This window comes from Paenibacillus cellulosilyticus, from assembly GCF_003182255.1.
GTDB classification, from domain to species: Bacteria; Bacillota; Bacilli; order Paenibacillales; family Paenibacillaceae; genus Paenibacillus_T; species Paenibacillus_T cellulosilyticus.
The window spans coordinates 82,199-105,637 of the sequence record NZ_QGTQ01000002.1 but is presented as its reverse complement, the minus strand read 5'-3'; the positions used below and the strand labels follow the sequence as shown (position 1 = coordinate 105,637).

Below are 23,439 nucleotides of genomic sequence, written 5' to 3'. Positions count from 1 at the left end.
TTGCGGAAAGCATTGGCAAACCGCCGATGCTTTCCGTAACTGATGTTTTCTGTCCTTGCCGGAAAAGAGACAGGAGGAGAGAACGATGGCGAGCGCCCCGAAAGCCATAACATCCAAGACGGCTGCTGCGATGACTGCCGCACCAAAATCGTCCCTATTCAAGCGGATGCGCGGCCAGAAGCAGCTGATGCTGATGTCGCTGCCCATACTGTTATATGTATTATTGTTTGCTTACTACCCCATTTGGGGCTGGACGATGGCGTTTCAGAAATGGCGGCCTGGGACACCTTTCTCCCAGCAGGAATGGGTTGGCTTCAAACATTTCAAATTCCTATTCAAAGACGATACGTTTCTGTTGGTACTGCGCAACACGATCGGAATGAGCCTCATCAATATGGTGTCCGGCTTTGTCACGGCGATCGTATTTGCCATCCTGCTCAATGAAATCAAGAATAAGCTGTACAAACGTTCGATACAGACCATCTCTTACCTTCCGCACTTTCTGTCGTGGATTATCGTAACAGGCATCGTTGCGAACGCGCTGTCCGTAGACGGCGGCATCATTAACGTGGTGCTCATGAAGCTGGGGTTCATTCACGAACCGATCATGTGGCTCAGCAAACCGCACTACTTCTGGGGAATCGTAGGCGCATCCCACGTATGGAAGGAAGTGGGTTGGAATGCGATTATTTACTTAGCGGCTATCACGTCCATCGACCCATCGCTTTACGAAGCGGCGGAGATCGACGGGGCGAACCGATATAAGAAAATGCTTCACATCACCTTGCCGGGAATCCGGTCGATCGTCATTATTTTGCTGATCATGAACCTCGGTTGGATTATGGACGCTGGCTTTGAAGTGCAGTACCTGCTCGGCAACGGCGTCGTCGTTGACTGGTCGCAGACGATTGACATTTTCGTACTGAAATACGGCTTGCAGATCGGCAACTATTCGCTTGCAACCGCCGCCGGCATCTTTAAGACAGTTGTCAGCATTACGCTGATCTTCGCAGCCAACACGATAGCCAAACGCTTTGGCGAAGATCGATTGATTTGAGGGGGACAAACCGATGAGAACGAGAACGCTTCGGCTGGAACCGGTTGTCTTCAACACGTTCAACGCCGTCATCATGATCGCGCTTGCGGTCGTTACGCTTTATCCTTTTCTGAATACGCTGGCCGTATCGTTTAACGCCGGCAACGATACGGTCCGCGGAGGCATCTATCTATGGCCTCGCATATGGACGGATCAGAATTACAAGGCGGTATTCGCGGGCGGAACGCTCTATCACGCCTTCTGGGTATCGGTGGCTAGAACGGTTATCGCTACCGTGCTCAGTTTATTTCTGACTTCCATGCTGTCTTATGCGGTCAGCCGCAGGGAGTATGTATTCCGCAAGCCGGTTACGCTCCTCATCGTGTTGACGATGTATTTCAATGCGGGACTGATCCCAAGCTATTTCCTGATGAAGGATCTGCATCTTCTGAACAGCTTCTGGGTTTATGTCATTCCTGGGTTGATCAGCGCATTCAATATGATTGTCATTCGAACCTATATGCAGACGCTGCCGGAAGGGCTGATCGAATCGGCCAGAGTGGACGGGGCGGGAGATTTCCGGACATTCTTCTCGATTATTCTGCCGCTCTGTCAGCCGGTTCTCGCTACCGTGGCGCTGTTCGTCGCCGTCGGGCAGTGGAATTCTTGGTTCGATACGTTCATCTACGCGTCCTCCAAGCAAAGCTTGAGCACGCTGCAGTATGAGCTTATGAAGCTGCTGTCTTCTGCATCGCTCTCGAACAGCAACCCGTCCGTGGCAAATAGCAGCAATCCGGGCGCTGTTCACAACATGGTCACCCCGATGTCGATTCGAGCGGCTATTACGATCGTTGCATCCGTGCCGATCCTCATCGTGTATCCGTTCCTGCAGAAGTATTTCGTGCATGGCATGCAGCTCGGCAGCGTGAAGGAGTAGAGATCGTAGATAGGCATTAACGAAATGCCCAAGCAGGCAAGTTGGAGGCTTTAGACAGCCCCTTCTTGCTTTTTTTTTCTTAGGCTCCGATCACGGCGATGTAGAGAATCGTCTATTCATTACGAATGCCGATTCTACTAGATAACTACAACTTACAAGGTGGTTTTCTCCTTGTGTAACTCTTACAATTTGAGAGAAGCATATTTAGAACGTTTGCAACAAGTAGGTTTGACGTCGAAGACTATGATCGGCAGCTCTATCTGGGGACAATGAAATCTAGCGCGCTTACCTTACGAGATTGGAGATGTGAAGGGAATGGCTCATGCTTCCGTAGACAATAAACCAAGCAAGAAGCTCTGGTATAAGCAGCATGCAGCGAATTGGAATGAGGCGCTTCCGATTGGCAACGGGCGTCTAGGCGGCATGGTATTTGGTAGAATCGGACACGAGAAAATTCAGCTGAATGAAGATTCCGTTTGGTACGGGGGGCCACGGGATCGGAATAACCCGGATGCTTTGCCTAATCTTCCGAGAATTCGAGAATTACTAATGGGAGGAAGGTTAGCGGAGGCGCAGGAGCTGACGGCAATGGCCTTGCAAGGATTGCCGGAAGCACAGCGTCACTATTTGCCGCTCGGCGATTTGGATCTTTATTTCAGCGGCCACGATGCAGAGGTTCAGCAGTACAGACGTGAGCTGGACCTTCATCGCGGAGTCGTCACCGTAAGTTATGTTTGCAATGAGATTCGTTACACGCGCGAGTATTTCTCCAGCTATCCGGATCAGGTGCTAGTTGTTCGTCTATCCGCTGACCGGCCGGGCAGCCTTTCTTGCAAAGCGCGCTTCAATAGAGGGAATTATCGCTACGTGGAGCGTATTGAAGCTTGGGGACAGGATGGCCTGGTCATGCGCGGCGTCAGCGGAGGCGAAGGCGGCGGTCAATTCCGCGGCGTATTGAAAGCATCTGCAGAGGGCGGAAGCAGTAGGACGATCGGAGAGCAGCTGATCGTGGATAAGGCTGATCAGGTGACGCTATTGATTGCGGGAGGAACGACGTTCCGCTCTGACGATCCCGAAGCACTGTGCAAGCGGCAGTTGGATGCGGCTGCGCAGAGAAGCTATGCAGAGCTGCTGGAACGACACGTGGCGGATTACCGCTCTCTGTTCGATAGAGTGGAGCTGATTCTATCAAACGGTTCGCCGAGCATGGTGGACGAGCTGCCTGCGGATGAACGGCTGAAGCGTGTACAGCAGGGAGAAGATGACCCTGGCCTGGTGTCGCTTTACTTCCATTATGGCCGCTATCTGCTTATCGCTTGCAGCAGACCGGGCTCGCTGCCCGCGAACCTTCAAGGCATATGGAACGACAGCTTCCTTCCGCCATGGGATAGCAAATATACAATCAATATCAACGCCGAGATGAATTATTGGCTGGCTGAGAATTGTAATCTGGCCGAATGCCATCTCCCGTTGTTCGAACTTATTGAACGCATGCGAGAGCCAGGACGCGTTACGGCCCAGGTCATGTATGGCTGCCGGGGATTCACAGCCCATCACAACACCGATGTTTGGGCGGATACGGCTCCGCAGGATATCTATATGCCGGCTTCGTTCTGGCCGATGGGCGCTGCGTGGCTGTGTCTGCACTTGTGGGAGCATTATGCTTACAGCGGCGATAAAGGGTTTCTCGAGAAGGCCTATCCGACCATGCGAGACGCTGCCATCTTCCTGTTGGATTATTTGATTGAAGCGCCGAATGGACAGCTCGTGACATGTCCTTCGGTGTCGCCGGAGAACACGTATAGGCTTCCTAACGGAGAGTCCGGCGTATTGTGCGTAGGAGCCTCTATGGACTTTCAGATTATTCATGCTCTATTCTCGGCTTGCATCGAGAGTGCGGATTTATTGGGGACGGATTCGCAATTCCAGTCAGAGCTGAAGGGAGCATTGAATCGAATTCCGCAGCCGGCCATCGGCCGATATGGACAGATTCAAGAATGGATGGAGGATTATGAAGAGATCGAGCCCGGCCATCGGCATATCTCCCACCTATTCGGCTTATATCCTGGCGAACAGTTTAACGTGGAAGAAACGCCAGAGCTCGCCGCAGCCGCGAGAGTAACGTTGGAGCGCAGGCTTGCAAATGGAGGAGGGCATACCGGCTGGAGCCGAGCTTGGATCATCAATTTCTGGGCCCGTCTGCAGGATGGTGGCAAAGTTCATGAGAATGTGCTGGCCTTGCTGGCTCACTCGACCTTGCCTAACCTGTTCGATAATCATCCTCCATTCCAAATCGACGGTAACTTCGGCGGCACCGCTGGTATTGCGGAAGCGCTGCTTCAAAGTCATGGCGGAATCGTTCATCTGCTGCCGGCATTGCCTGCAGCTTGGCCTTCCGGACATGTTCGCGGCCTGCGAGCCCGCGGCGGATACACTGTTGATATGGCGTGGGAGGATGGCAGGATGAAGTCTGCCAGCATCAGAGCGGCACACGACGGAATCTGTCGAGTACGTGGTGTCGGTGCAGATATCCGGACGTTACAAGTGAAGGCCGGTCAGAGCTATTCGTTGAGCGAAACCGACTGACGCGCTGGTTAGATTTGTATTTCAAGCAGGGCAGGGAACAGCTCGTTCCCTGCTTTCTGTTATTTCAATAAAGGATAAACAGCCTGTGATTCTCATACCACTCTGCTTCTTCGGTTATTCGGCCCTTTGCAAATAATCGCAGATGATATCATTTCCCAGGGAATAAAGCTGTATTTTGGCGGGTGATGCAGGATAGAAGGATTCGATATACTTATGTGGAATTTTGTGGAGAAGATTAGGGCAGTGGCCAAGGAGGATTCGATATGGAATTGACGCATACACGTTTGCTGGTGGATTGTTTTAGAGATTGCTTCATTTTTTACCGCGATGTGATGGGGTTCGAGGCGATTTGGGGTACGGAAAATGATACGTATGCCACTTCAAGGCGGGCAGCACAACGCTGGCACTCTATGATCGGCAGGACATGGCGAAGTCAATCGGAAGCGCTTACTCGGAGGGAGATCCGTTCAACGATAGGGTTGTTCTCGTCTTTCGAGTCGCTGATGTGGATCAATCCTATGAGCGATTGCAGTCGAAGGTGAAGTTTCTGCTAACTCCTACTTCAACGCCTTACGGCATTCGCTGCGCGAACTTCCGCGATCCGGCCGGTACGCTGATAGAGCTTTATCATGAGATTCCAATAGAGAGTTGAGCAGGAATGAGCCTGCGGAGCAGAGGTTGATCTGCGATTGCTTGCAAAAAAGATGAAATGACATCGCTATTATTTAGAAAAATGACCAATCGCTGTGGCGGTTTGAATTCGCGTCGTCGTCAACCCTCCCATTCATCTATAAATCGTAGGGGATCAAACCATGATTCGTCGGGTTGTTGCGGGTCTTTAGCGGCGTTAGACTGTTAGCTAGACGATTTGCAGGTCATTCATGTTCAAGAACTCTAGGGAGGCATAACGATGAATACGAAGCTGCATGAGGCATTCCAGCAACACTTCTTAATCGGAGCGGCTGTCAATCCGCGGACCATCAAGCTGCAGCGCGAGCTGCTAGCCTATCACTTCAATAGCGTTACGGCGGAGAACGAGATGAAGTTCGAGCGTGTGCATCCATCTGAGCATGAGTATACGTTCGATGCTGCCGATCAATTGATGGCGTTCGCGAAGTCGAACGGTATGGGCGTCAGAGGTCATACGCTCGTATGGCACAATCAAACGTCGCCATGGATGTTCACGAATGAGGACGGAAGCACGGTGGACCGCGATACGCTGCTCGCCCGTCTGAAAGCTCACATCGAAACGGTTGTATCGCGATATAAAGGCGAGATCTACGCATGGGATGTCGTTAATGAAGCGGTATCCGACAGCGGTGAGGAGCTGCTCCGTCCGTCCAAGTGGCTCGATATCATTGGCGAGGATTTCATTGCGAAAGCGTTCGAGTATGCGCACGCGGCCGATCCGAACGCGCTGTTGTTCTATAACGATTACAATGAGTCGGACCCGTCGAAGCGGGAAAAGATCTATACGCTCGTGAAGTCGCTGCTCGATCAAGGCGTGCCGATTCATGGCATCGGTCTGCAGGCGCACTGGAGCTTGTACCATCCGAATATCGATGAGATCCGCGAGGCGATCGAGCGATATGCAAGTCTCGGCGTAAAGCTGCATATTACGGAGCTTGACGTCTCGGTCTTCCGACACGATGACCGCCGTACCGACGTAGTTGCGCCAACGGAAGAGATGCTGGCTCTGCAGGCTGAGCGCTACAAGCAATTTTTCCAAGTGTTCAAAGATTATAGCGAGCATATAGCGTCCGTTACGTTCTGGGGAGCGGCCGATGATTATACGTGGCTCGATGGATTCCCGGTCAGAGACCGCAAGAACTGGCCATTCCTGTTCGACACGGCTCATCAGCCGAAGCAATCGTATTGGAATGTGCTGGAGGTTGCGCGTTCTTAATCGATCGTATACGAATTAAGTAGAGGAAGTGTATACAGCATGACGCTGAAAGGTATATTGAATGCCGACATCGGCAGAGGAACGATTGATCGCAATATTTACGGCCATTTCTCCGAGCATCTCGGCAGATGCATTTACGAAGGCATTTGGGTAGGAGAAGATTCCGCGATTCCGAACACGAACGGTATCCGGAACGATGTCGTGAACGCACTGAGGCAGATCAAGATTCCGGTTCTTCGCTGGCCGGGCGGCTGCTTCGCCGACGAGTATCACTGGATGGACGGCATCGGCCCGCGCGAGTCGCGCAAACGGATGATCAACACGCACTGGGGCGGCGTGGTCGAGAACAACCATTTTGGCACGCATGAATTCATGGAGCTGTGCCGTCAACTGGAATGCGAGCCATATATCAATGGCAACGTGGGCAGCGGTACGGTTCAAGAAATGTCCGAGTGGGTCGAGTACCTGACGTTCCAAGGCGAATCGCCGATGTCGGCGCTTCGTACGGCGAACGGTCATGCTGAGGCATGGAAGGTGAAATACTTCGGCGTCGGCAACGAGAACTGGGGCTGCGGCGGCAATATGCGTCCGGAGTATTACGCGGATCTGTATCGCCAATACCAGACCTACGTACGGAACTATGACGGCAACCAGATCCACCGGATCGCTTGCGGTCCTAATGGGGACGATTACAACTGGATGGAAGTGCTCATGCGCGAGGCGCATCGCTTCATGGATTCCATTACGGTTCACTACTATACGGTGCCGGGCTTATGGGAGAACAAAGGAGCTGCGACCGGCTTCACCGAGGCGGAATGGTTCGAGACGCTGCGCAAAACGCTGTTCATGGACGAGCTCATCACGCGCCACAGCGCCATTATGGACCAATTTGACCCGTCCAAACGGATTGGTCTTATCGTCGACGAGTGGGGAACGTGGTACGATGTCGAGCCGGGCACGGTGCCGGGCTTCCTCTACCAGCAGAATACGCTGCGCGATGCGCTCGTGGCGGGCATTAATTTCAATATTTTCCACAAGCATAACGAACGGGTCCGAATGGCGAACATCGCACAGACGATCAACGTGCTGCAGGCGGTCATTCTGACCGAGGGTGACCAAATGATTCTGACGCCGACGTATCATGTGTTCGACATGTACAAGGTGCACCAAGATGCGGAGCGGATTGATCTGACGCTGGACGGCGGCGCCTACAGCTTCGAAGGCCAAGGCGAGATTCCGGCTGTCACGTCGACGGCGTCGAAGGACGGCGCGGGCAAGATCCATATCAGTCTGTGCCATCTGAACCACCTGGCATCCGCCGAAGTATCGATCGATCTTCGCGGTCTGGCGAGCGAATCGCTTTCGGTAACGGGCACGACGATTACAGCGGACAAGATTGATGCGCACAATACGTTTGCGAAGCCAGACAACGTGAAGCCTATAGCCTTCACGGAGTTCTCGATTAAGGACGGCGTGCTGACGGTCTCGCTTCCGGCAATGTCGGTCACGACGCTCGCGCTTGCGTAACGGGCCGCGATGAACCGAACGACGGGAGACGCAGGCTGCAAGGGCTGCCGCGAGGAGTACAAGGTGACCGATGCTCAAATTCAGCGGCTGTTGGCGAGTCCGATGTTCTCGTCGCCGGAGCTGGTCGTCTCGGATGAGATCTATGAGCAGCGGATCGCGGCATGCGCCGCTTGTCCGAAGCTGGTGAGCGGCGTCACCTGTCAAGCTTGCGGCTGTATCATCCCCGTGGTCGCCAAGCTGAAGCAGCGCGGCTGCCCGCTTCCGGGCGGAGGCTTGTGGCAGGCGGTTGTGTAGGCGGGAGCAAGACGGGCTGAGCGTTAGGAGATCGAGAAGAGAACAAGGCATACCGCCGATGGCGGTATGCCTTGTTTTGAATTCCAGGTACGAATAAGTGTGTTTACCTTGTCCTGTTCGATGCTTCGCATCAGCCGAAGCAGTCGTATTGAAGCCTTGGCAGGTTTTTGTAGGTTAAGCAGTCGCTTGCGCGAGATTGTCTGCTTTGCTCGCAGACAGCTTGTACCATACGGCCACCGTCATAGAAAGCAGACATACGACAAGCAATACACGATACACATGCTCATAAGCTAAACCGAGCGGAATGCTCTTCTGCGTCGTAAGGATCAACCCGCATACCGCAACCGAGATGGAGCCGCCGAAAAATTGAATGAGCTGCATCAATCCCATCCCCGAACCGATCAACTGCTTCGGCAGGATGTTGGATGTTTCATTGTTCAAGGAAGACAACGTCGCGGAGAATGACGGCGAGAACAACAAGTACCCGCACAAAATGACCATCGGCGATACCTCTACAGCAAACGAGAATACGGCCAATACGATGGCTAATATTACATGCCCCATAAGCAGGAAGCGAATATTGCCATATCGATCAATCCAGCGGCCGACGAAGCGGCCTAACAGTGCGGACAGGATAGCGCCAGGCGCAATCGTAAGCCCGATCGTTAAGGTAGACTCATGCGACAGATTGGCAAGCGCGAGCGGCATGAGGAACAGATTGCCCAGATTAAGTACCAGGATGCAGAAGCCGATCGCAGTCAGCTTGCGGTAATCTTTTTTGGCAAAAAGCTTCGGGTTGATGAACGTTTCCTTCTTCACCTTCTTCATGTACCAAGCATGGAGCACAATCGAAAGGATGCTGCCGACGAACCAGTACAAGGAACGCTGCATGACGGCGATCAGCAGGGAAGCGGCATTCACAATCGTCAAAGCAGCACCAATCACATCGAAATGACCCGGCTTTGGCTCTTCCTTCGGAAGCAGCTTCATCAGCACAGGAAGGACGAGCAGAATGAGACAAGTCACTGCGAACAATCCGTTATAGCCGATATATTCGCCAATCACGCCGCCAATGATCGGACCAAATCCGAATGCCATCGCGCTGCCTGTTGAGATCATCGCAATCGCTCTGCCCCGACGATTGTACGGGATGTAGCGGCTTGCCATGACGAGTCCGAGACCGGCCATCGTTCCCGCGCCTGCGGATTGCAGGATCCGCACCGTCAGCAGCATGCTGAAGTTGTGTGCGAAGACGCCGATGACCGAGGACAAGCCAAGAATGGTCAATCCGACCAGCAGCAGCTTCCGCAGCGGAATGCTGTCGGATAACCGGCTGTAGATGACCGTCGATAAGGCGTACCCGATCGAGTAGCTGGAGATAATCCACGACCCGAGGTCTGCGGTAATGTTAAGATCTTGAATGATGCTCGGAATCGATACGTTAAACATGGTGGTGTTCATAATGACGATAAACACACCAAACATCCAGATCGGCATGACAACTTTGTCGTTCATTGTAATTTCCCTCTCTACGACGCTCTAGCTGCGGGCATTCCATTGTCCGTATGAGAATTAAGCTAGTTGCTCTCTTTATTTTTCGCTATGTTCAAATATTGATGCGCATTCTGATGGATCTTCGCAAGAACCTGGGAGAATTGCGCAATTTCCTGTTCAGTCAGACCATCGACCGCGATCTGATGCACCTTCTCATCGGTAGGGGCCAGGCTTGCGGTAAGCTCTTTTCCTTCATTCGTAAAATAGATCAAAGTCGATCGTTTATCATCCGGATTGGCGCTCCGTTTGACGAGTCCCCGTTTCTCCAACACGTCGACAATTCTTGTCACGTTCGCTTGATCCTTCTCGACTGCTTGGGCAAGATCCTTGATGCTGCTGCCTTCCTGTTCGGTCAGTCGCTTGAGCAAGGACCATTGTTCGCTTGTGATGCCGTAGTGGCTGAACTCACTGTTAAACACACAATTCAATTGGCGAAGCGTCTTCGTCAGAAGAAAACCAATATGATTATCCAGCTTCATCGAAAGCCCCCTCTAATATATATGTTATAACATGTATGTTATAGCAAGTAAATGACGGTCGGTAGTTGGACGCTGTTTAGCGGCTACGAGCCCGAAGGAGACAATGAGGACTCTTCGAAATTCCAGTGCATTTCGCTTGGAGTGGCGCTGAACTTTGACAACTCCTTGTTGGCATTTATTGATGAACAACCGCTGTGTGCGTTTGAGCGTAATTTGGACACCGGCAAGTTTGAGAAATCGATGATTACGATTGGGAGGCGTACTTGAGGAATTGAAGTAGGTCAACGGTTGACTGGGATTGGCTCGAATCGCCTTCATAAGGCATTCGGGCTTTTTTGTTGTGTCCTAAAAATTGTCTTTACGTCTCTTGAGGCGGTCTGATAAACTAGTCGCAGCTATATGTTAACCAATATTACGAAATTTACGGTTAACATATAATTCAACCGAATTCATAGGAGATGATGATCATCCAAGCGATAAACAACATAATGGATTGGCAGTCGCTTGCGGACAAGGCGCTTCGCGGGGAGTGTCTATCATTAGAAGAAGGGCTGACCGTCCTTGATGCGCATCACGATCAGATGCTTCCGCTGCTGCAGGCGGCTTTTCAAGTGAGGAGGCATTATTACGGCACCAAAGTGAAGCTGAACATGATCATTAACGCGAAGAGCGGGCTCTGCCCGGAGGACTGCGGCTATTGCTCGCAATCGATCGTGTCGACTGCGCCCGTGCAGAAGTATTCGCTGCTGGATCGAGAGACACTGCTGGCCGGGGCGCGCGAAGCGATGGCTCGCAAGGCCGGGACGTATTGCATCGTCGCTTCGGGCCGAGGTCCAACACCAAGAGAGCTCGATCAGGTGGTGTCCGCCGTTGAGGAAATTCGTGCAACGATGCCGCTGAAGATTTGTGCATGCCTTGGCATTCTGAAGGGCGATCAGGCTAAGCGCCTCGCGGACGCGGGTGTTCATCGATACAATCATAATCTGAACACGAGCAAATCCAACTACTCGTCCATCACGACAACGCATACATACGATCAACGCGTGGATACGGTGGAGCAGGTCAAGCGGAGCGGCATGTCGCCTTGCTCAGGCGTCATTATTGGGATGGGCGAGACGAACGAAGAAATTGTCGAGATGGCCTTGGCGCTTCGAGCGCTTGATGCGGACTCGATTCCAATAAACTTTCTCAATGCGATTCCAGGTACGCCACTTGAGAACGCGGGACGCACGCCAGCCATGAAGGCGTTGAAGGTGCTGGCGTTGTTCCGGCTGATCTGCCCGTCCAAAGAAATTCGCGTAGCGGGAGGACGGGAAGTGAACCTTCGCACGCTGCAGCCGCTGGCGTTATACGCAGCCAACTCCATCTTCGTCGGCGACTACCTAACGACGGCGGGGCAGGAGATCACGACAGATCACCAGATGATTGAGGATTTAGGCTTCGAGATCGAGTTGAATGCCCTGTGACAAAATAACCCTGCCAAATCACTTGGCAGGGCTTCTACCTCATTATCGCCTAACCGGCGCTGAACTGATGACGCCGTACCGGTACAGCGTCTTGCGTCCGATCCATCCAACCAGTCGGTCGGTCAGGAAACCCATCAAGCCAAGGCTGATGAGGCCGACGAAGATCCAGTCGGTGCGGAAGAACAAGCGGGAATTCCAGATGAGGAAGCCGACGCCTTCGTTCGCGGCGATCATCTCGGCACCGATAATGGCCATGTAGGACGTACCCATCGCTAATCGGATACCGGTGAAAATATATGGTGTCGTCGCTGGAATGACAACATGGACGAGAATCTGCCATTCCGATGCGCCCATGCTGCGGGCGGAACGGATTTTGTCCTCTTCAACCGACAATACGCCAGTCAACGTGTTCATCATAACGATGAACAGCGTCGCGTACATGATGAGCGCGATCTTCGATTGCTCACCGATACCGAACCAGACGAGGAACAGCGTGATGAACGCAATCGGCGGAATGAAGCGAATGAAGTTCAGGAATGGCTCTGCGAACACGCGGATCGCAGTTACTCTGCCGATAATGAGACCGATCGGAATGGCGAGCAGACTGCCAAGCGCCCAGCCGAGGAATACGCGATAGAAGCTGACGCCGATATATTTGACGAGCGAGCCGTCTTCGAGCAGCTCCTGCGCCCCTTTCCATGTTGCAACCGGACCCGGGATAATCTCCGGACCGTAGATCCACGCGCCGATCTGCCACGCAACAATCGCGAATACCCAGAGGAGCGGGACGGTGAACCATTTGCGGTGTAGGATGCTTGTTGGTTTCATGGATACATCGTTCCTTCCAGCTCAGCGTCGAAGTGGGATTGGATCGTCCGGTGCAGCGCTTGGAACTCCGGCAGTGAAGCATCGCGAGGGTATCCCATCGGAACATCATAAATGTCGGAAATATGGGCGTTCGGCCCATGTGACATAACAGCAATTCGTCCGCCGAGCAGAAGCGCTTCCTGAATATCGTGCGTGACGAAAATAACCGTTTTGTTCGTCTCCTGCCAAATATGGCTGAGCTCCTTCTGCATCGTGCGGCGTGTCATTGCGTCGAGCGCGCCGAACGGCTCATCCATGAGCAGGATGGATGGATCGTTAGCGAGCACGCGAGCCAGCTGCACGCGCTGCTTCATCCCGCCGGACAGCTCGCGTGGGAACTTGTTCTCGTGGCCGAACAGGCCAACGAGACGAATGAACTTGTCGGAGATTGCACGCCGCTGCTCCTTCGGCATCTTTTTCATTTTGAGTCCGAATTCAACGTTCTGGCGTACGGTCAGCCAAGGGAATAGGGAGGAGTCCGCCTGCTGGAATACGACAGCGCGCTCCCGGCCTGGCTTACTGATCTCTTCGTCACCGACGCGGAGGTTGCCGCCGGATTTGGACACGAAGCCTGCGATGATGTTCAGCAACGTCGACTTGCCGCAGCCGCTTGGTCCGAGAAGGACGAAGAATTCGCCGCCTTTAATGACAAGGTCAATGTCTTTAATAATGTAGTGGATGCTGCCGGGCTTAAGGTCAGCATAGCTTTTGTTCAACCGCTCGATCGTGATCGTGTTGGAAGCTGTATGCGCATTAGCGCTGGCGTTAGCAGACATGAGATGTTCCTCCTAAAAGCAATTTGCTATCTTCTTCGAACTACTGCCTGTAAGTAAATTGCTTGCATCGAAAGCACACTTAGCAATTTGGCATACGCTTATTTACCGTAGGTCACGCGATCTGGCGCGGCTTGCTTGATTGGATCTAAGCTGATTTTGCTCGCAAGGTCGAAGTCGTCTTTAATAATGCCTGCTTCGATCATATATTTCTTCTGGCTGGACAAGCTGTCGAACGACTCCTGCTTGAAGCCGATTTCCCAATTGTTCGTTGGCAGGTCGCGGAGCGTCGATTCCTTCGGCTGCTTCACTTCTTCGAACAAAATGTCAGCTGTTTTCTCTGGATTGTCTGTGATGAATTTCGTAGCTTCGTCAATTGCACGGAGGAAGTTCGCTACCGCCGTCGGATGCTCCTTGACTAAGCTGTTTGGCGCGATAATGCCGCCGCCAATTCGAACACTCGTCTTCGACATATCCGTAAGCTCATGTACGCCTTCAATCGCAGTGAACTTCTCGACCATCGCTGAGCCGACGACCCAAGTCGCATCGATTTCACCTTTCTTCAACGCCACATATGCCTCGTCGTAGCCGCCTTGGCCGATCTGCTTCGTATCCGCAGCTGCAACGCCGTTTTCTTTCAAATATTCATCCCATAGATAAGGCAGGAACGTGCCTCGTAATGTGCTGAGCTTCTTGCCCTTCAGATCGGCAGCCGATTGGATGTCGGGACCGACGAATAGCTTCCATTGCGCTGCTGCGATATCCGTATTCGTACCGGTTGCTGCGATGACCGAGTAGTCGCCTTTGCTTACTGCGTTCAGAACAGGGAAGTCTGCGCCAAATGCGACATCGGCTTGCTTGATGAAGAGGGAGTTAATGCCCTCTGCGGGTGTTGCGAACGTGACGATTTGTGCGTCAATGCCATATTTGTCGAAGAAGCCTTGCGTCTTCGCGATGCGGAACACCGGATTGGAGATAATATCTGCGATTTTGATCGAGATCGGATCGGAATTCGCATCCGACGATTGAGCAGAAGTGTCATTGGAGTCGGCTGCGCTTGTCGATTTCGCCTCATCCTTGCCGCATGCGCTGAGCAGGGCAGCAATCATTACCGTAATAAGAAGCAGGCTGTATGTGGAACGTTTTCTCGTTAATTTCATCGTAGGGTCCCCCCTGTAAAATGTAGCGTAACCCCACCCGTCACGATGGACGGGCGGGAACGCGTATTTGCTTGAATCTATTATTCTTGCGAACCTTGGCTGGAGCCCGATGTTTCATCCGTGCTCGCTACGCAGAAGGCACCCTCATCGAAGGAACGCGTTCCATCGATTTCGACAACGGAAGCTGCGCCTCTTGGCGCGGAGCCAGGCACGCGATAATCAGCGACGTCGATCGGAACGATCGCCTGCTCCTGCGGCTTCTCGAGCTGCGGAACCCACTCGTAAGGCACGCGATAGGCGCGATAGACCATGTTGGCGGTGATTTTATTTTTATAAGGAGAGATATATTCCCACACGAGCTCATGCTCGCGAGTCACTTCGAAGATGCGGCCGTCTGCCCCTTCTGTAATAAGCGTGTTGCCGTTCGGCAGGCGTTGTGCCGAGCTGATATAAGGGCTGTAGAACCGGTACGAGTCAAGCGGCTGCATGAAGCCAGCTTCCGTCGGCGTATACTGCCATTCGATCTCCAGCGTTACTGGGTTGATCTCGAGAATACGGGAGTGGTCGCGCACTGCGTTCTTCTGACCGTATGGCGATGCAGGGTTTGGCAGGCCGTAGCCGCCCCAGCCGCCGTTATCGAATACGAGCAGATTGCCTTCGCCCGGCAGACCGCGTGGAATGATGTGTGCATGATGCTGGCCGATAATCCAGCCGAGATGCTTCACTTCAGGCTTGGAGTAGTCAGGGCCGAGCTGCCAGACGATTTTGCCTGTACGGCGGTCCGTGATGCCGATAATGTTCGATTCACGTGCATCCCAGATGATGTTGTCCGGATGGAAGCGCTCATCGCCAGCGTCATAGAATTTATTCGGGCCAACCCACGAGGCGGAGTTGATATGCATCCAGTCACCGCCGGTGTCGTTGCCGAAGTGGCGACCGTTCGGGTCACGGAACAACACGTTTTTCGCTGCTTCGTCGAAGCCCAGCTCCTCGAAGTGGTCGCTGACTGCCCATTCCCAGATGATATTGCCTTCCCAATCGACTTCGATGATGGTGTCATCGAGCAGCAGCTTATCGGAGATTTCCGGCTTGCGTACATTGCGATGCGCCAGAATGAGTGTCTTGCCGCCGTTCGTTTGCGGCTCTTGACCTGGTGCATAGTAGCCTACCGGATTGCCTTCGCGCTGATAGTCGTGGTGGGCACGCGCCATCCATTCCGGCTCATAGCCGGGGTCACTGATATGCTCGTAACGGTCGAATTTCCAGACGATATTGCCGTTGAAATCCACTTGGACAAGGTTCGCTTCGTCCTGGAAGCCGTATTTCGGATCGCGTTCCTTCGTGCTGCCGGTCACGTAGCCGCCTGGCAGGATTTTGTTCGGGAAGCCGCGGAGTCCTTTCCACAGATGAACCTCTTTGCCGTTCATGTCAATCAGCAGTGCGCCAACTTGTGCAGCCTGGAAAATCGTGTAGCCGCTCCAAGCTTTCTCTGGCAGGTAGACGGTAGCGCCCGTCGGATAAATAGTAGGGTGTCCCATAGTAATCGCTCCTAAAAGTTATTTGCGCTGCTTCCCGAGTAATCTGCCTGTAAGCAAATAACTCGCATCGGAAGCATTCGCTTTGAATGATAGATTAATAGCTTAAGAAATTGCTCTTCGTCGGTACTTCGCGTGCCGGCTTATTGCTGCTTGGCTGTTCTGCGTTTTGCTTTACGAGATTCATAATGTTGTCGGCGTAGCCCTCCAAATTGCTGGTGATCTGGGTGAAGGCTGCTTTCTGCGCATCCAGTTCTTGCTGCGAGAAACTGCCGAATAGAAGCGAAATGCTGTTCTGTCCGACATCGCGATTGCGAATGAGCATGCTGCGTCCTTCGCTTGTGATGTCGAGCATAACTGTCCGGCGATCAGTCTCCAGTCGACGCCGTAAGGCGAAGCCTTTCTTCTCCAGCTTGTCGCACAGCGCCGTAATTGCGCCGGATGTCAGATCAAGCTCCTCAGCGAGATCGCCCAGCTTTTGTTCCCCGTCTCGCATAACCTTTTGCAGGATGAGAATACCGGGGAGCGTAATGCCCTCGACTGTAACTTTGTCGCGTTCCTTGATGAATTTCCGGACCATCCGCCGGAATAACCAATCAATTTCCTCTAGCTGAAACCTCTCGATGCTCACTATGCGCTCCTTTCCTTGGTACCCAGTTTGTTCGGTCGTACCAAAAAAAAGGCCGCAACATAAACCCGTAGTCGTAGCACGGGAATCGTTGGGGCCTTTGGTTATCCAATCGGCGATATGAAATTGCTTCAACGCTAAATTAATGAGCATTGAAATATCTTGAGTTGATAATAATCCAATAATTCCTACCAGTCAAGTGGGTAAAATAAAAAAAGTCGTACCAATTTGTACGACAGGCCTAGAATCCAAGATTAACGCCTAACGGTTATCACAGCGGCTATTTCGTTATAAACCACGTATCTGACTAACCTAACGGTTGCCAGAGAGGCTAGTAGAGCCGATTGTATGGTTTCGATCATCAATTAGCTTTAGTAAGCGCTGCTGCAACCGTTAGAAAATAATAGGTTGTATTTGGGGCGGATTAAGCACTGCGGCGATCGTTAGAGCTGCAGGCAAATTGAACCAGAGTAAGCGGAAGTCCACGCTCGATAGCATGCCAACAGGCAACTGGTCATGTTTTTGTATTTTGCACAATAACTCGTTACCTATTCGGTGCGCAAAGCACAAAGTCCCCATTTCTCCAAACGGCTACTAGCATATAGGTACCGCTTGCGACACACGATAAAGGCGAAAGAAAAGCTGTTTCTTATTTCGAATATCGGAATGGAGGAGTACGATGCAGCAGAAGTTCAAGATAATTGCCGCCTCTATCGCGCTTGGTACCATGCTGGCGGGATGTGCGGCGAATCAAGGTGATCTGGGTAACCGTCATCCAATCCAGCAGCAAAGCGTCCGTTACGATATGATGGGGAACCCGATTATTAGCAAACAGTTCACGAACGATCAGATGAATGAGATCAACCGCGTCAATATCCAGCGTCAGCACAGCAACAACATTGTTGGCATCCATGATAACTACCGCTTGGAAATGAGCCAAAACATCGCAGACAGTCTCGCAGCGAAAAAAATCGTCAAGAGCGCCAAAGTGATGCTGACGAACCACAATGCATATGTTGCGGTAACTCTCCATGATGGCGTCAGCCCTGGCGGTTCGAGTACGCTGCAAAGTAAAAGCCTTGGCCTGAACAGCAATGGATATGGCAGCAAGCCGCTTCCTTCCACGCCTTCGCCAAGCGCTGCATTCGATGGCAAGATCATGAACAATACCGATATCGACCGTACAGGTCGTCTGGGTTATCGGGTAATGGGACTAAGCAACAAGAAGCACGCCTACAAAGGCGCGAGCGGCATGAACAGCGTACCCAATATGATGGGCAACGGTGGTACGACGGGTTCACCGAATTATGGAACGTACAGCACAAACAACTATCGCCCTTATTCGAATAACAATATGTACAATGACGGCGGTTTGTATCACGCACGCAGCGGTGGTGCTGCAGCCAGCGCGGATATGGAGCTTACGGATCAGGTGAAGAACAGCATTGCTGCTGAGGTCAAACGACTGTCACCTGGCGTCGAGCATGTGTACATTTCGGCTAACCCAGACTTCGTCGACCGGATGAATGGCTACTGGGACGATGTGAAGGCTGGCCATCCGATCCAAGGATTCGTCGCTGAATTCAATGCCATGGTTGACCGTATCTTCCCTGTGAAGGTCGACACTCACCGATAATCATCGGCCATCTTCTTTTATGCAAAAATATCCCCGCTGCATCGATCGCAGCGGGGATATTTTCAATACGTTCCGCGATTGTCAGCACTGGATGTCATTATCGACAGTGTGCCCAATCGCAGCAGCGTTCATTACATATTCACGCTGCTCTTCGAGGTGACAAGCTCATTGTACACCTCTTGCATCGTGGAGGATGGAATAGCAAAGCCAATACCTTGTGCGTCTGTTTCGCCAGCCGTGTTCATGCCGATAACTTCGCCGTTTGCGTTCAGGAGTGGACCACCCGAGTTACCAGGGTTGATCGAAGCGTCCGTTTGCAGCAGGTGCTCATAGTTGCGAACCGTGTCGCCGTCTTGAATTTGGATTGGACGTTCTTTCGCGCTGAGTACACCAACCGTCAGCGTTTGATCAAAGCCATATGGGTTGCCGATGGCAACTACCATATCGCCGATGTTTGCAGCATTCGAGTCACCGAACGAGACGGTAGGGAAGCTGCCGCCGTCCGTTTTCTCGATTTTCAGAATCGCGATATCGAGGTCCTCACGCGTTCCAACTACCGTTGCTGTATATGGCGTTTCTTCACCCTCCAGCGTTACTTGAATCTCGTCTGCGTCGGCAATAACATGCTGGTTCGTCATAATATAGCCCGATCCATCGACGATAAAGCCCGTTCCTGTACCAAGCGCTTCAAGGCTGCCGCTCTGCGTGTCTTGGCTGCTCTGTCCGTTTTGACTGCTTTGTCCGCTCTGCGAGCCATCAGGCGCATAGCCGCTGCCGCCGCGTGTGCCTGGCTCGAACCAAATACCGCCTCTCGTCGGCAGGCTCTGCTGCTGCTGCTCGACGAATGTTTCGACTTTAACAACGGCAGGGCTTGCTGCACTGTAGATCGACGAGATGTTACCCGTCTCAACAGCGTTCGATACCGATGCAGAAGCGGTTGTAATGCCTGCGCCTTGTCCAGCAGTCGAAGATGTCGATGCTGAAGTCTGAACGACAGCTACTGTCTTGCTCCCGAACCAGTTGCTTTGGTCAGCGGCGTACATGAAACCGCCAATTGTGACGACACCTGCTAGGAAAGCTGCGGCGAACGGGAGAATCGACCGTCTAGCTGGGCTTGTTCTAGTAGGAGTAGAAGCAGGTTGCGATGATCTTGATCTAGCACCTCTACCAAATGTTGCAATGTACGTACCGTCCTCGGATTGCTGCGTTTCGATCCATTCGTTATTGCTATTGTTATTATTATTATTATTGTTATCATTTATCATGATTAATTTCCTCCTCAGCCCGTCTATGTGGCAGTTGTTTTTTTGTTTATGTGCGGGATTTGTTTGTGTCTTAATCATGAAGGCCGAACCTTAATCGAGTCTTAAATAAACCTTTAAGCATCATAAAACGAACCTGAACGTTTCTTGAAAATGAAAAATCTGCCCCGATAATCCATAGATTACCGAGACAGATATAATGGTTTTAATGATTATTCAGCGAATTGCCTTGTTCATTATTATAGAAATCTATAATAAATTCTCGGAACCTCTGCGCGGCAATCGATAGATAATGTTTCTTGGACCATACCAAGCCCGTCGTCACGACAAAATTCGGATGATCGGTTATTCGGAGACGATGGGGCATAAACTCTGCCCGCTTGCGCCAAGCCGTCTCAGGGACGAATAGAATGCCGAGATGTCTGCGAAGAAGCAGAACAAGCGCATCGGATTCGTTGACCTCGATTTTCATATTGGGCACGAAGCCAGCCTGTCTGCACAAATTATCAATCATCGTACGGAACCAGAAGCCCTGCTGCAGCCCAATAAACACCTCGTCTTTGAGATCGTAGATCGATACGGACGATTTGCCTGCAAGTGGATGCTGATCATGGACGACGACGAAAATTTCCTCTGTTCGAAGCGGCAGGCATTCCATGTCTGGGCCCTCTATCGGTTCTGCTGTTATGCACAGGTCGATTTCGCCATCCTCCAGCATGCGCTTGATAACCGTCGATGGTTCTAGCACCTGGCGCAAATGCACATTAGGATACAGCGCTAAAAATTCTCCTATTAGATCAGGAAGCATGCTGACGATAGAGGCGGACAACGTAATACTTCCCCGGTTAAGTCCAGCCATGTCGCGTACTTCTCGAACGCCTTCGTCCAACTCGCGGAAAATCCGATCAACTCGTACAAGAAACGCTTTGCCGAATGGATTGAGCCGGATGTTGCGGCCCTGCCGGTCGAAGAGAGGGGCGCCGAGCTGACTCTCTAATCTTGTAATCGTTTTGCTCAGCGAAGGCTGCGCAATCTTGAGCTCCTCCGCTGCCTTCGTAATATGCTCCAACCTTGCGACGGTTTGGAAGTATTTTAGCTGAAGCAGCTCCATTACACTCATTTCTCCTTACTCATAGACTAGAGGCTATCATACCATAGTTTATTATGTATTATACATCAGTAATCCCCGTGCCTATAATTAAGGACGAAGTTCATAAAACATTCACACGGAGATGACTCTTATATGAAAGCTGCAGTATTGGAAGCGTTTAATGAACCGTTGGTTGTACGAGAGGTCGCAGATCCGACGCTTACACCAGACGGCGTTATTCTTAAATTAGAAGCAACAGGCGTATGCCGCAGCGACTGGCACGGTTGGACGGGCCATATGAAGAACGCAATGAAGGAGCTTCCGCATATTCTCGGCCACGAGATGAGCGGTATCGTACAAGAGGTTGGCTCGAACATTCGCAATTTCAAGAAAGGCGACCGCGTTATCGTGCCTTTCAGCCAAGGCGACGGCACATGCCCGCACTGCCAAGCTGGCCACCACAACGTATGCGATAACATGAAGATGGTTGGCTTTAGCTTCGAAGGCGGCTTCGCGCAGTACATTCACATTCCGAATGCTGACTTGAACCTGCTTCACCTGCCGGACAGCATCGACTTCCTGACGGCAAGCGCAATGGGCTGCCGATTCATGACGGCATTCCATGGCGTAGTATCCCGTGGTGCGGTTCGTCCAGGCGAATGGGTAGCCGTATACGGTTCCGGCGGCGTTGGCCTGTCCGCGATCCAGATCGCATCGGCTGCAGGCGCGAACGTCATCGCAGTGGATATCGCGGACGACAAGCTTGATTTTGCGAAAAAATTCGGTGCAGTCGCAACGATCAACAGCAAGAACGTGAACGCACCGCAAGCGATCAAAGAGCTGACGAAGGGCGGCGCGAACATCTCGATCGACGCACTTGGCATCCAAGATACGGTTATCAACTCGCTGCTCAGTCTGACGAAGCGCGGTCGTCACGTACAGCTCGGCATCAGCTCCAATCCGAACGGCGGCATGACGCCAGTGCCGGTTAACCTGATTACGATGAACGAGCTCCAACTGGTTGGTTCGGTATCGATGCCAATTCCAGAGTATCGCAACATGCTGAACATGGTGGAGCAAGGCAAGCTGAAGCCGGGCGAGCTCGTAACGAAGCAAATCGCACTGGAACAAATCAACGAAGCGTTCGACGATATGACGAACTATGCAGGCTTCGGCGTGACGGTTATTACGAAATTCTAATGATAAAGCGATAAGATCGGAGGCACTCCTTATGTCTGATAACTACAACAAGCAGTACATCAACGGCGTATGGCGCGACGGTTCGAGCGAGCAAGTATTTGATAACATCAACCCATTCGATAACGAAGTGATCTGCCAGATCAAGCTGGCGAACCGTGACGATATTGATGAAGCGTACAACGCAGCGAAGACCGCACAGAAGGAATGGGCGAAGTCTTCGGCTGATGAACGTAAGGCAGTACTCGGTCGTGCCGCACAAATTCTGATGAGCCGCAAAGACGAGATTGTTGCGCTCATGGTCAAAGAAACGGGCGCATCGTTCGTGAAGACGATGTCCGAGTTCATGGCTGCCGCAGGTTCGATCATGTCGGCAATCGAATATGTCGATCTGATGTTCCAGCCGCAAGTATTCCAAGCTCAACTGCCTGGCAAAGAAAATCATGTGTACCGCTATCCGCTAGGCGTTATCGGCGTAATCAACGCATTCAACTTCCCGCTGTACATGGCGATGCGTGTTGTTGCGCCTGCTGTCGCAGCCGGTGATGCAATCGTGATTAAGCCGGATACGCAAACGTTCATGTCGGGCGGTCCGATTGTCGCTGAGATTTTTGAGCAGGCAGGCTTGCCGAAGGGCATCGTAAACGTGGTTGGTTACGATATCGCAGAGGTGGGCGATTACATGATCGAGCATCCAGTGCCGCGCATCATCTCGTTTACAGGCTCGACAGGCGTCGGCCGCCATATCGGCGAGCTGTGCGGCAAGAACCTGAAGCGTACGTCGCTGGAGCTGGGCGGCAACAACCCGTTCGTTGTGCTGGAAGACGCTGATCTGGACCAAGCGGTTAACGCGGCTGTATTCAGCAAATATATGAATGCCGGCCAAGTGTGTATTTGTACAAATCGTTTCCTGGTACATCGCAAGCACTACGATGCCTTCGTAGAACGTTTCACGGAGCGTTCGAAGCAGGTGGCATTCGGCAACCCAGCTGATCCGAAGGTGGTTATCGGGCCGCTCATTAATGAACGCCAAGTCCAGAAGGTGCTCGGCATCGCCGAAGCAGCAAAGCTAGAGGGTGCGCGTCTTGTGCTTGAAGGCAAGCGCATCGGCAACGTTGTAACGCCGTTCATCTTCGCGGACGTTGATCCGAAGTCGAAGCTTGCGAGCACCGAGATTTTTGGACCCATTGCGACCATTATTCCGTTCGAGACGGAAGAAGAAGCGTTGGCAATTGCCAATGATACCGAGTATGGCTTGTCGAGCGCTGTGTTCTCAACAGATCTGGATCGCGCAATGTCGTTTGCTTCTGCGATCGAGAGCGGGATGACGCATGTGAACGATACGACGATTAATATGGATATGAATGCACCGTTCGGTGGAGAGAAAGCTTCTGGCATCGGACGCTACCACGGCGAGATCGGATTTGAGGAATTTACAACGTCGAAATGGATTTCGGTGCAAAAGGAAGAACGTAAATTCCCGTTCTAAAAACCCAACTGTTATGG

The 23,439-nt window shown here is 52.2% G+C and carries 21 protein-coding genes; 12 read left to right on the top strand and 9 right to left on the bottom strand.

Annotated features, from left to right (window positions below):
• The first annotated feature begins 130 nt into the window (after nt 1–130).
• The 7 genes from DFQ01_RS03225 to DFQ01_RS03195 all read left to right on the top strand — a co-directional run bounded on the left by DFQ01_RS03225 (nt 131) and on the right by DFQ01_RS03195 (nt 8,286).
• Nucleotides 131–1,057 (top strand): ABC transporter permease, encoded by a 927-nt coding sequence (locus DFQ01_RS03225; RefSeq protein WP_245946535.1) that lies wholly within the window; start codon nt 131–133, stop codon nt 1,055–1,057.
• A gap of 13 nt (nt 1,058–1,070) precedes the next feature.
• Nucleotides 1,071–1,973 (top strand): carbohydrate ABC transporter permease, encoded by a 903-nt coding sequence (locus DFQ01_RS03220; protein ID WP_110042448.1) that lies wholly within the window; start codon nt 1,071–1,073, stop codon nt 1,971–1,973.
• Nucleotides 1,974–2,288: 315 nt separating this feature from the next.
• The gene (locus DFQ01_RS03215) at nt 2,289–4,559 is read left to right on the top strand and encodes a glycoside hydrolase family 95 protein (protein WP_110042447.1); all 2,271 of its coding nucleotides are present in this window, start codon (nt 2,289–2,291) and stop codon (nt 4,557–4,559) included.
• A 424-nt stretch (nt 4,560–4,983) separates the two neighbouring features.
• Nucleotides 4,984–5,211 (top strand): VOC family protein, encoded by a 228-nt coding sequence (locus tag DFQ01_RS31485; RefSeq protein ID WP_245946497.1) that lies wholly within the window; start codon nt 4,984–4,986, stop codon nt 5,209–5,211.
• A 258-nt stretch (nt 5,212–5,469) separates the two neighbouring features.
• A complete protein-coding gene (locus tag DFQ01_RS03205; RefSeq protein ID WP_110042446.1) occupies nt 5,470–6,465 on the top strand; it encodes an endo-1,4-beta-xylanase in 996 nt (331 codons plus the stop codon).
• Between the two features lie 39 nt (nt 6,466–6,504).
• Nucleotides 6,505–7,992, top strand: coding sequence for an alpha-N-arabinofuranosidase (locus DFQ01_RS03200; protein ID WP_110042445.1), 1,488 nt, complete (start codon nt 6,505–6,507; stop codon nt 7,990–7,992).
• A 9-nt stretch (nt 7,993–8,001) separates the two neighbouring features.
• Nucleotides 8,002–8,286 carry a DUF6171 family protein gene (locus tag DFQ01_RS03195; RefSeq protein ID WP_110042444.1) on the top strand — a complete coding sequence of 95 codons (285 nt, stop codon included), beginning with the start codon at nt 8,002–8,004 and terminating at the stop codon, nt 8,284–8,286.
• Nucleotides 8,287–8,460: 174 nt separating this feature from the next.
• Here the strand turns inward: DFQ01_RS03195 and DFQ01_RS03190 are convergent, their stop codons facing one another.
• Both DFQ01_RS03190 and DFQ01_RS03185 read right to left on the bottom strand, forming a co-directional pair.
• The gene (locus DFQ01_RS03190; RefSeq protein WP_110042443.1) at nt 8,461–9,801 is read right to left on the bottom strand and encodes an MFS transporter; all 1,341 of its coding nucleotides are present in this window, start codon (nt 9,799–9,801) and stop codon (nt 8,461–8,463) included.
• Nucleotides 9,802–9,863: 62 nt separating this feature from the next.
• Entirely contained in the window at nt 9,864–10,319 is a 456-nt protein-coding gene (locus tag DFQ01_RS03185) for a MarR family winged helix-turn-helix transcriptional regulator (RefSeq protein WP_110042442.1), read from the bottom strand.
• A 51-nt stretch (nt 10,320–10,370) separates the two neighbouring features.
• Here DFQ01_RS03185 and DFQ01_RS32065 point away from each other — a divergent pair, with 51 nt between their 5' ends.
• Entirely contained in the window at nt 10,371–10,586 is a 216-nt protein-coding gene (locus DFQ01_RS32065; RefSeq protein ID WP_110042441.1) for an immunity protein Imm33 domain-containing protein, read from the top strand.
• A 221-nt stretch (nt 10,587–10,807) separates the two neighbouring features.
• Nucleotides 10,808–11,785 (top strand): biotin synthase BioB, encoded by a 978-nt coding sequence (bioB, locus tag DFQ01_RS03175; RefSeq protein ID WP_110042788.1) that lies wholly within the window; start codon nt 10,808–10,810, stop codon nt 11,783–11,785.
• A gap of 42 nt (nt 11,786–11,827) precedes the next feature.
• Here the strand turns inward: bioB and DFQ01_RS03170 are convergent, their stop codons facing one another.
• The 5 genes from DFQ01_RS03170 to DFQ01_RS03150 form a co-directional block, all read right to left on the bottom strand.
• Nucleotides 11,828–12,613: an ABC transporter permease gene (locus tag DFQ01_RS03170; protein WP_110042440.1), complete on the bottom strand. Its 786-nt coding sequence runs from the start codon at nt 12,611–12,613 to the stop codon at nt 11,828–11,830.
• On the bottom strand, nt 12,610–13,428 hold the full coding sequence (locus DFQ01_RS03165) for an ABC transporter ATP-binding protein (protein WP_110042439.1): 819 nt from the start codon (nt 13,426–13,428) through the stop codon (nt 12,610–12,612). The genes DFQ01_RS03170 and DFQ01_RS03165 overlap by 4 nt, the downstream gene beginning before the upstream one ends.
• Before the next feature lie 98 nt (nt 13,429–13,526).
• On the bottom strand, nt 13,527–14,585 hold the full coding sequence (locus tag DFQ01_RS03160) for an ABC transporter substrate-binding protein (protein ID WP_110042438.1): 1,059 nt from the start codon (nt 14,583–14,585) through the stop codon (nt 13,527–13,529).
• An 80-nt stretch (nt 14,586–14,665) separates the two neighbouring features.
• On the bottom strand, nt 14,666–16,123 hold the full coding sequence (locus DFQ01_RS03155) for an aryl-sulfate sulfotransferase (protein WP_110042437.1): 1,458 nt from the start codon (nt 16,121–16,123) through the stop codon (nt 14,666–14,668).
• Nucleotides 16,124–16,217: 94 nt separating this feature from the next.
• Nucleotides 16,218–16,751 carry a MarR family winged helix-turn-helix transcriptional regulator gene (locus tag DFQ01_RS03150; RefSeq protein ID WP_342769977.1) on the bottom strand — a complete coding sequence of 178 codons (534 nt, stop codon included), beginning with the start codon at nt 16,749–16,751 and terminating at the stop codon, nt 16,218–16,220.
• A gap of 676 nt (nt 16,752–17,427) precedes the next feature.
• On the opposite strand from DFQ01_RS03150, the gene DFQ01_RS03145 reads away from it, so the two are divergent.
• Nucleotides 17,428–18,384 carry a YhcN/YlaJ family sporulation lipoprotein gene (locus DFQ01_RS03145; protein ID WP_110042436.1) on the top strand — a complete coding sequence of 319 codons (957 nt, stop codon included), beginning with the start codon at nt 17,428–17,430 and terminating at the stop codon, nt 18,382–18,384.
• A gap of 131 nt (nt 18,385–18,515) precedes the next feature.
• On the opposite strand, the gene DFQ01_RS03140 is transcribed toward DFQ01_RS03145, so the two are convergent.
• The gene (locus tag DFQ01_RS03140) at nt 18,516–19,649 is read right to left on the bottom strand and encodes a S1C family serine protease (RefSeq protein ID WP_110042435.1); all 1,134 of its coding nucleotides are present in this window, start codon (nt 19,647–19,649) and stop codon (nt 18,516–18,518) included.
• A 202-nt stretch (nt 19,650–19,851) separates the two neighbouring features.
• Nucleotides 19,852–20,757, bottom strand: a complete 906-nt coding sequence (locus DFQ01_RS03135) for a LysR family transcriptional regulator (protein WP_110042434.1) — start codon at nt 20,755–20,757, stop codon at nt 19,852–19,854.
• A 132-nt stretch (nt 20,758–20,889) separates the two neighbouring features.
• Here DFQ01_RS03135 and DFQ01_RS03130 point away from each other — a divergent pair, with 132 nt between their 5' ends.
• Entirely contained in the window at nt 20,890–21,936 is a 1,047-nt protein-coding gene (locus tag DFQ01_RS03130; protein ID WP_110042433.1) for a zinc-dependent alcohol dehydrogenase family protein, read from the top strand.
• 31 nt (nt 21,937–21,967) lie between these two features.
• Nucleotides 21,968–23,422 carry an aldehyde dehydrogenase family protein gene (locus tag DFQ01_RS03125; RefSeq protein ID WP_110042432.1) on the top strand — a complete coding sequence of 485 codons (1,455 nt, stop codon included), beginning with the start codon at nt 21,968–21,970 and terminating at the stop codon, nt 23,420–23,422.
• Nucleotides 23,423–23,439: the final 17 nt, after the last annotated feature.

Excerpts from the sequence above, each read along its gene's own strand:
- DFQ01_RS03225 (WP_245946535.1), top strand. The coding sequence starts at position 131 with ATGACTGCCGCACCAAAATCGTCCCTATTCAAGCGGATGCGCGGCCAG.
- DFQ01_RS03220 (WP_110042448.1), top strand. The coding sequence starts at position 1,071 with ATGAGAACGAGAACGCTTCGGCTGGAACCGGTTGTCTTCAACACGTTC.
- DFQ01_RS03215 (WP_110042447.1), top strand. The coding sequence starts at position 2,289 with ATGGCTCATGCTTCCGTAGACAATAAACCAAGCAAGAAGCTCTGGTAT.
- DFQ01_RS31485 (WP_245946497.1), top strand. The coding sequence starts at position 4,984 with ATGGCGAAGTCAATCGGAAGCGCTTACTCGGAGGGAGATCCGTTCAAC.
- DFQ01_RS03205 (WP_110042446.1), top strand. The coding sequence starts at position 5,470 with ATGAATACGAAGCTGCATGAGGCATTCCAGCAACACTTCTTAATCGGA.
- DFQ01_RS03200 (WP_110042445.1), top strand. The coding sequence starts at position 6,505 with ATGACGCTGAAAGGTATATTGAATGCCGACATCGGCAGAGGAACGATT.
- DFQ01_RS03195 (WP_110042444.1), top strand. The coding sequence starts at position 8,002 with ATGAACCGAACGACGGGAGACGCAGGCTGCAAGGGCTGCCGCGAGGAG.
- DFQ01_RS03190 (WP_110042443.1), bottom strand. The coding sequence starts at position 9,801 with ATGAACGACAAAGTTGTCATGCCGATCTGGATGTTTGGTGTGTTTATC.
- DFQ01_RS03185 (WP_110042442.1), bottom strand. The coding sequence starts at position 10,319 with ATGAAGCTGGATAATCATATTGGTTTTCTTCTGACGAAGACGCTTCGC.
- DFQ01_RS32065 (WP_110042441.1), top strand. The coding sequence starts at position 10,371 with ATGACGGTCGGTAGTTGGACGCTGTTTAGCGGCTACGAGCCCGAAGGA.
- bioB (WP_110042788.1), top strand. The coding sequence starts at position 10,808 with ATGGATTGGCAGTCGCTTGCGGACAAGGCGCTTCGCGGGGAGTGTCTA.
- DFQ01_RS03170 (WP_110042440.1), bottom strand. The coding sequence starts at position 12,613 with ATGAAACCAACAAGCATCCTACACCGCAAATGGTTCACCGTCCCGCTC.
- DFQ01_RS03165 (WP_110042439.1), bottom strand. The coding sequence starts at position 13,428 with ATGTCTGCTAACGCCAGCGCTAATGCGCATACAGCTTCCAACACGATC.
- DFQ01_RS03160 (WP_110042438.1), bottom strand. The coding sequence starts at position 14,585 with ATGAAATTAACGAGAAAACGTTCCACATACAGCCTGCTTCTTATTACG.
- DFQ01_RS03155 (WP_110042437.1), bottom strand. The coding sequence starts at position 16,123 with ATGGGACACCCTACTATTTATCCGACGGGCGCTACCGTCTACCTGCCA.
- DFQ01_RS03145 (WP_110042436.1), top strand. The coding sequence starts at position 17,428 with ATGCAGCAGAAGTTCAAGATAATTGCCGCCTCTATCGCGCTTGGTACC.
- DFQ01_RS03140 (WP_110042435.1), bottom strand. The coding sequence starts at position 19,649 with ATGATAAATGATAACAATAATAATAATAATAACAATAGCAATAACGAA.
- DFQ01_RS03135 (WP_110042434.1), bottom strand. The coding sequence starts at position 20,757 with ATGGAGCTGCTTCAGCTAAAATACTTCCAAACCGTCGCAAGGTTGGAG.
- DFQ01_RS03130 (WP_110042433.1), top strand. The coding sequence starts at position 20,890 with ATGAAAGCTGCAGTATTGGAAGCGTTTAATGAACCGTTGGTTGTACGA.
- DFQ01_RS03125 (WP_110042432.1), top strand. The coding sequence starts at position 21,968 with ATGTCTGATAACTACAACAAGCAGTACATCAACGGCGTATGGCGCGAC.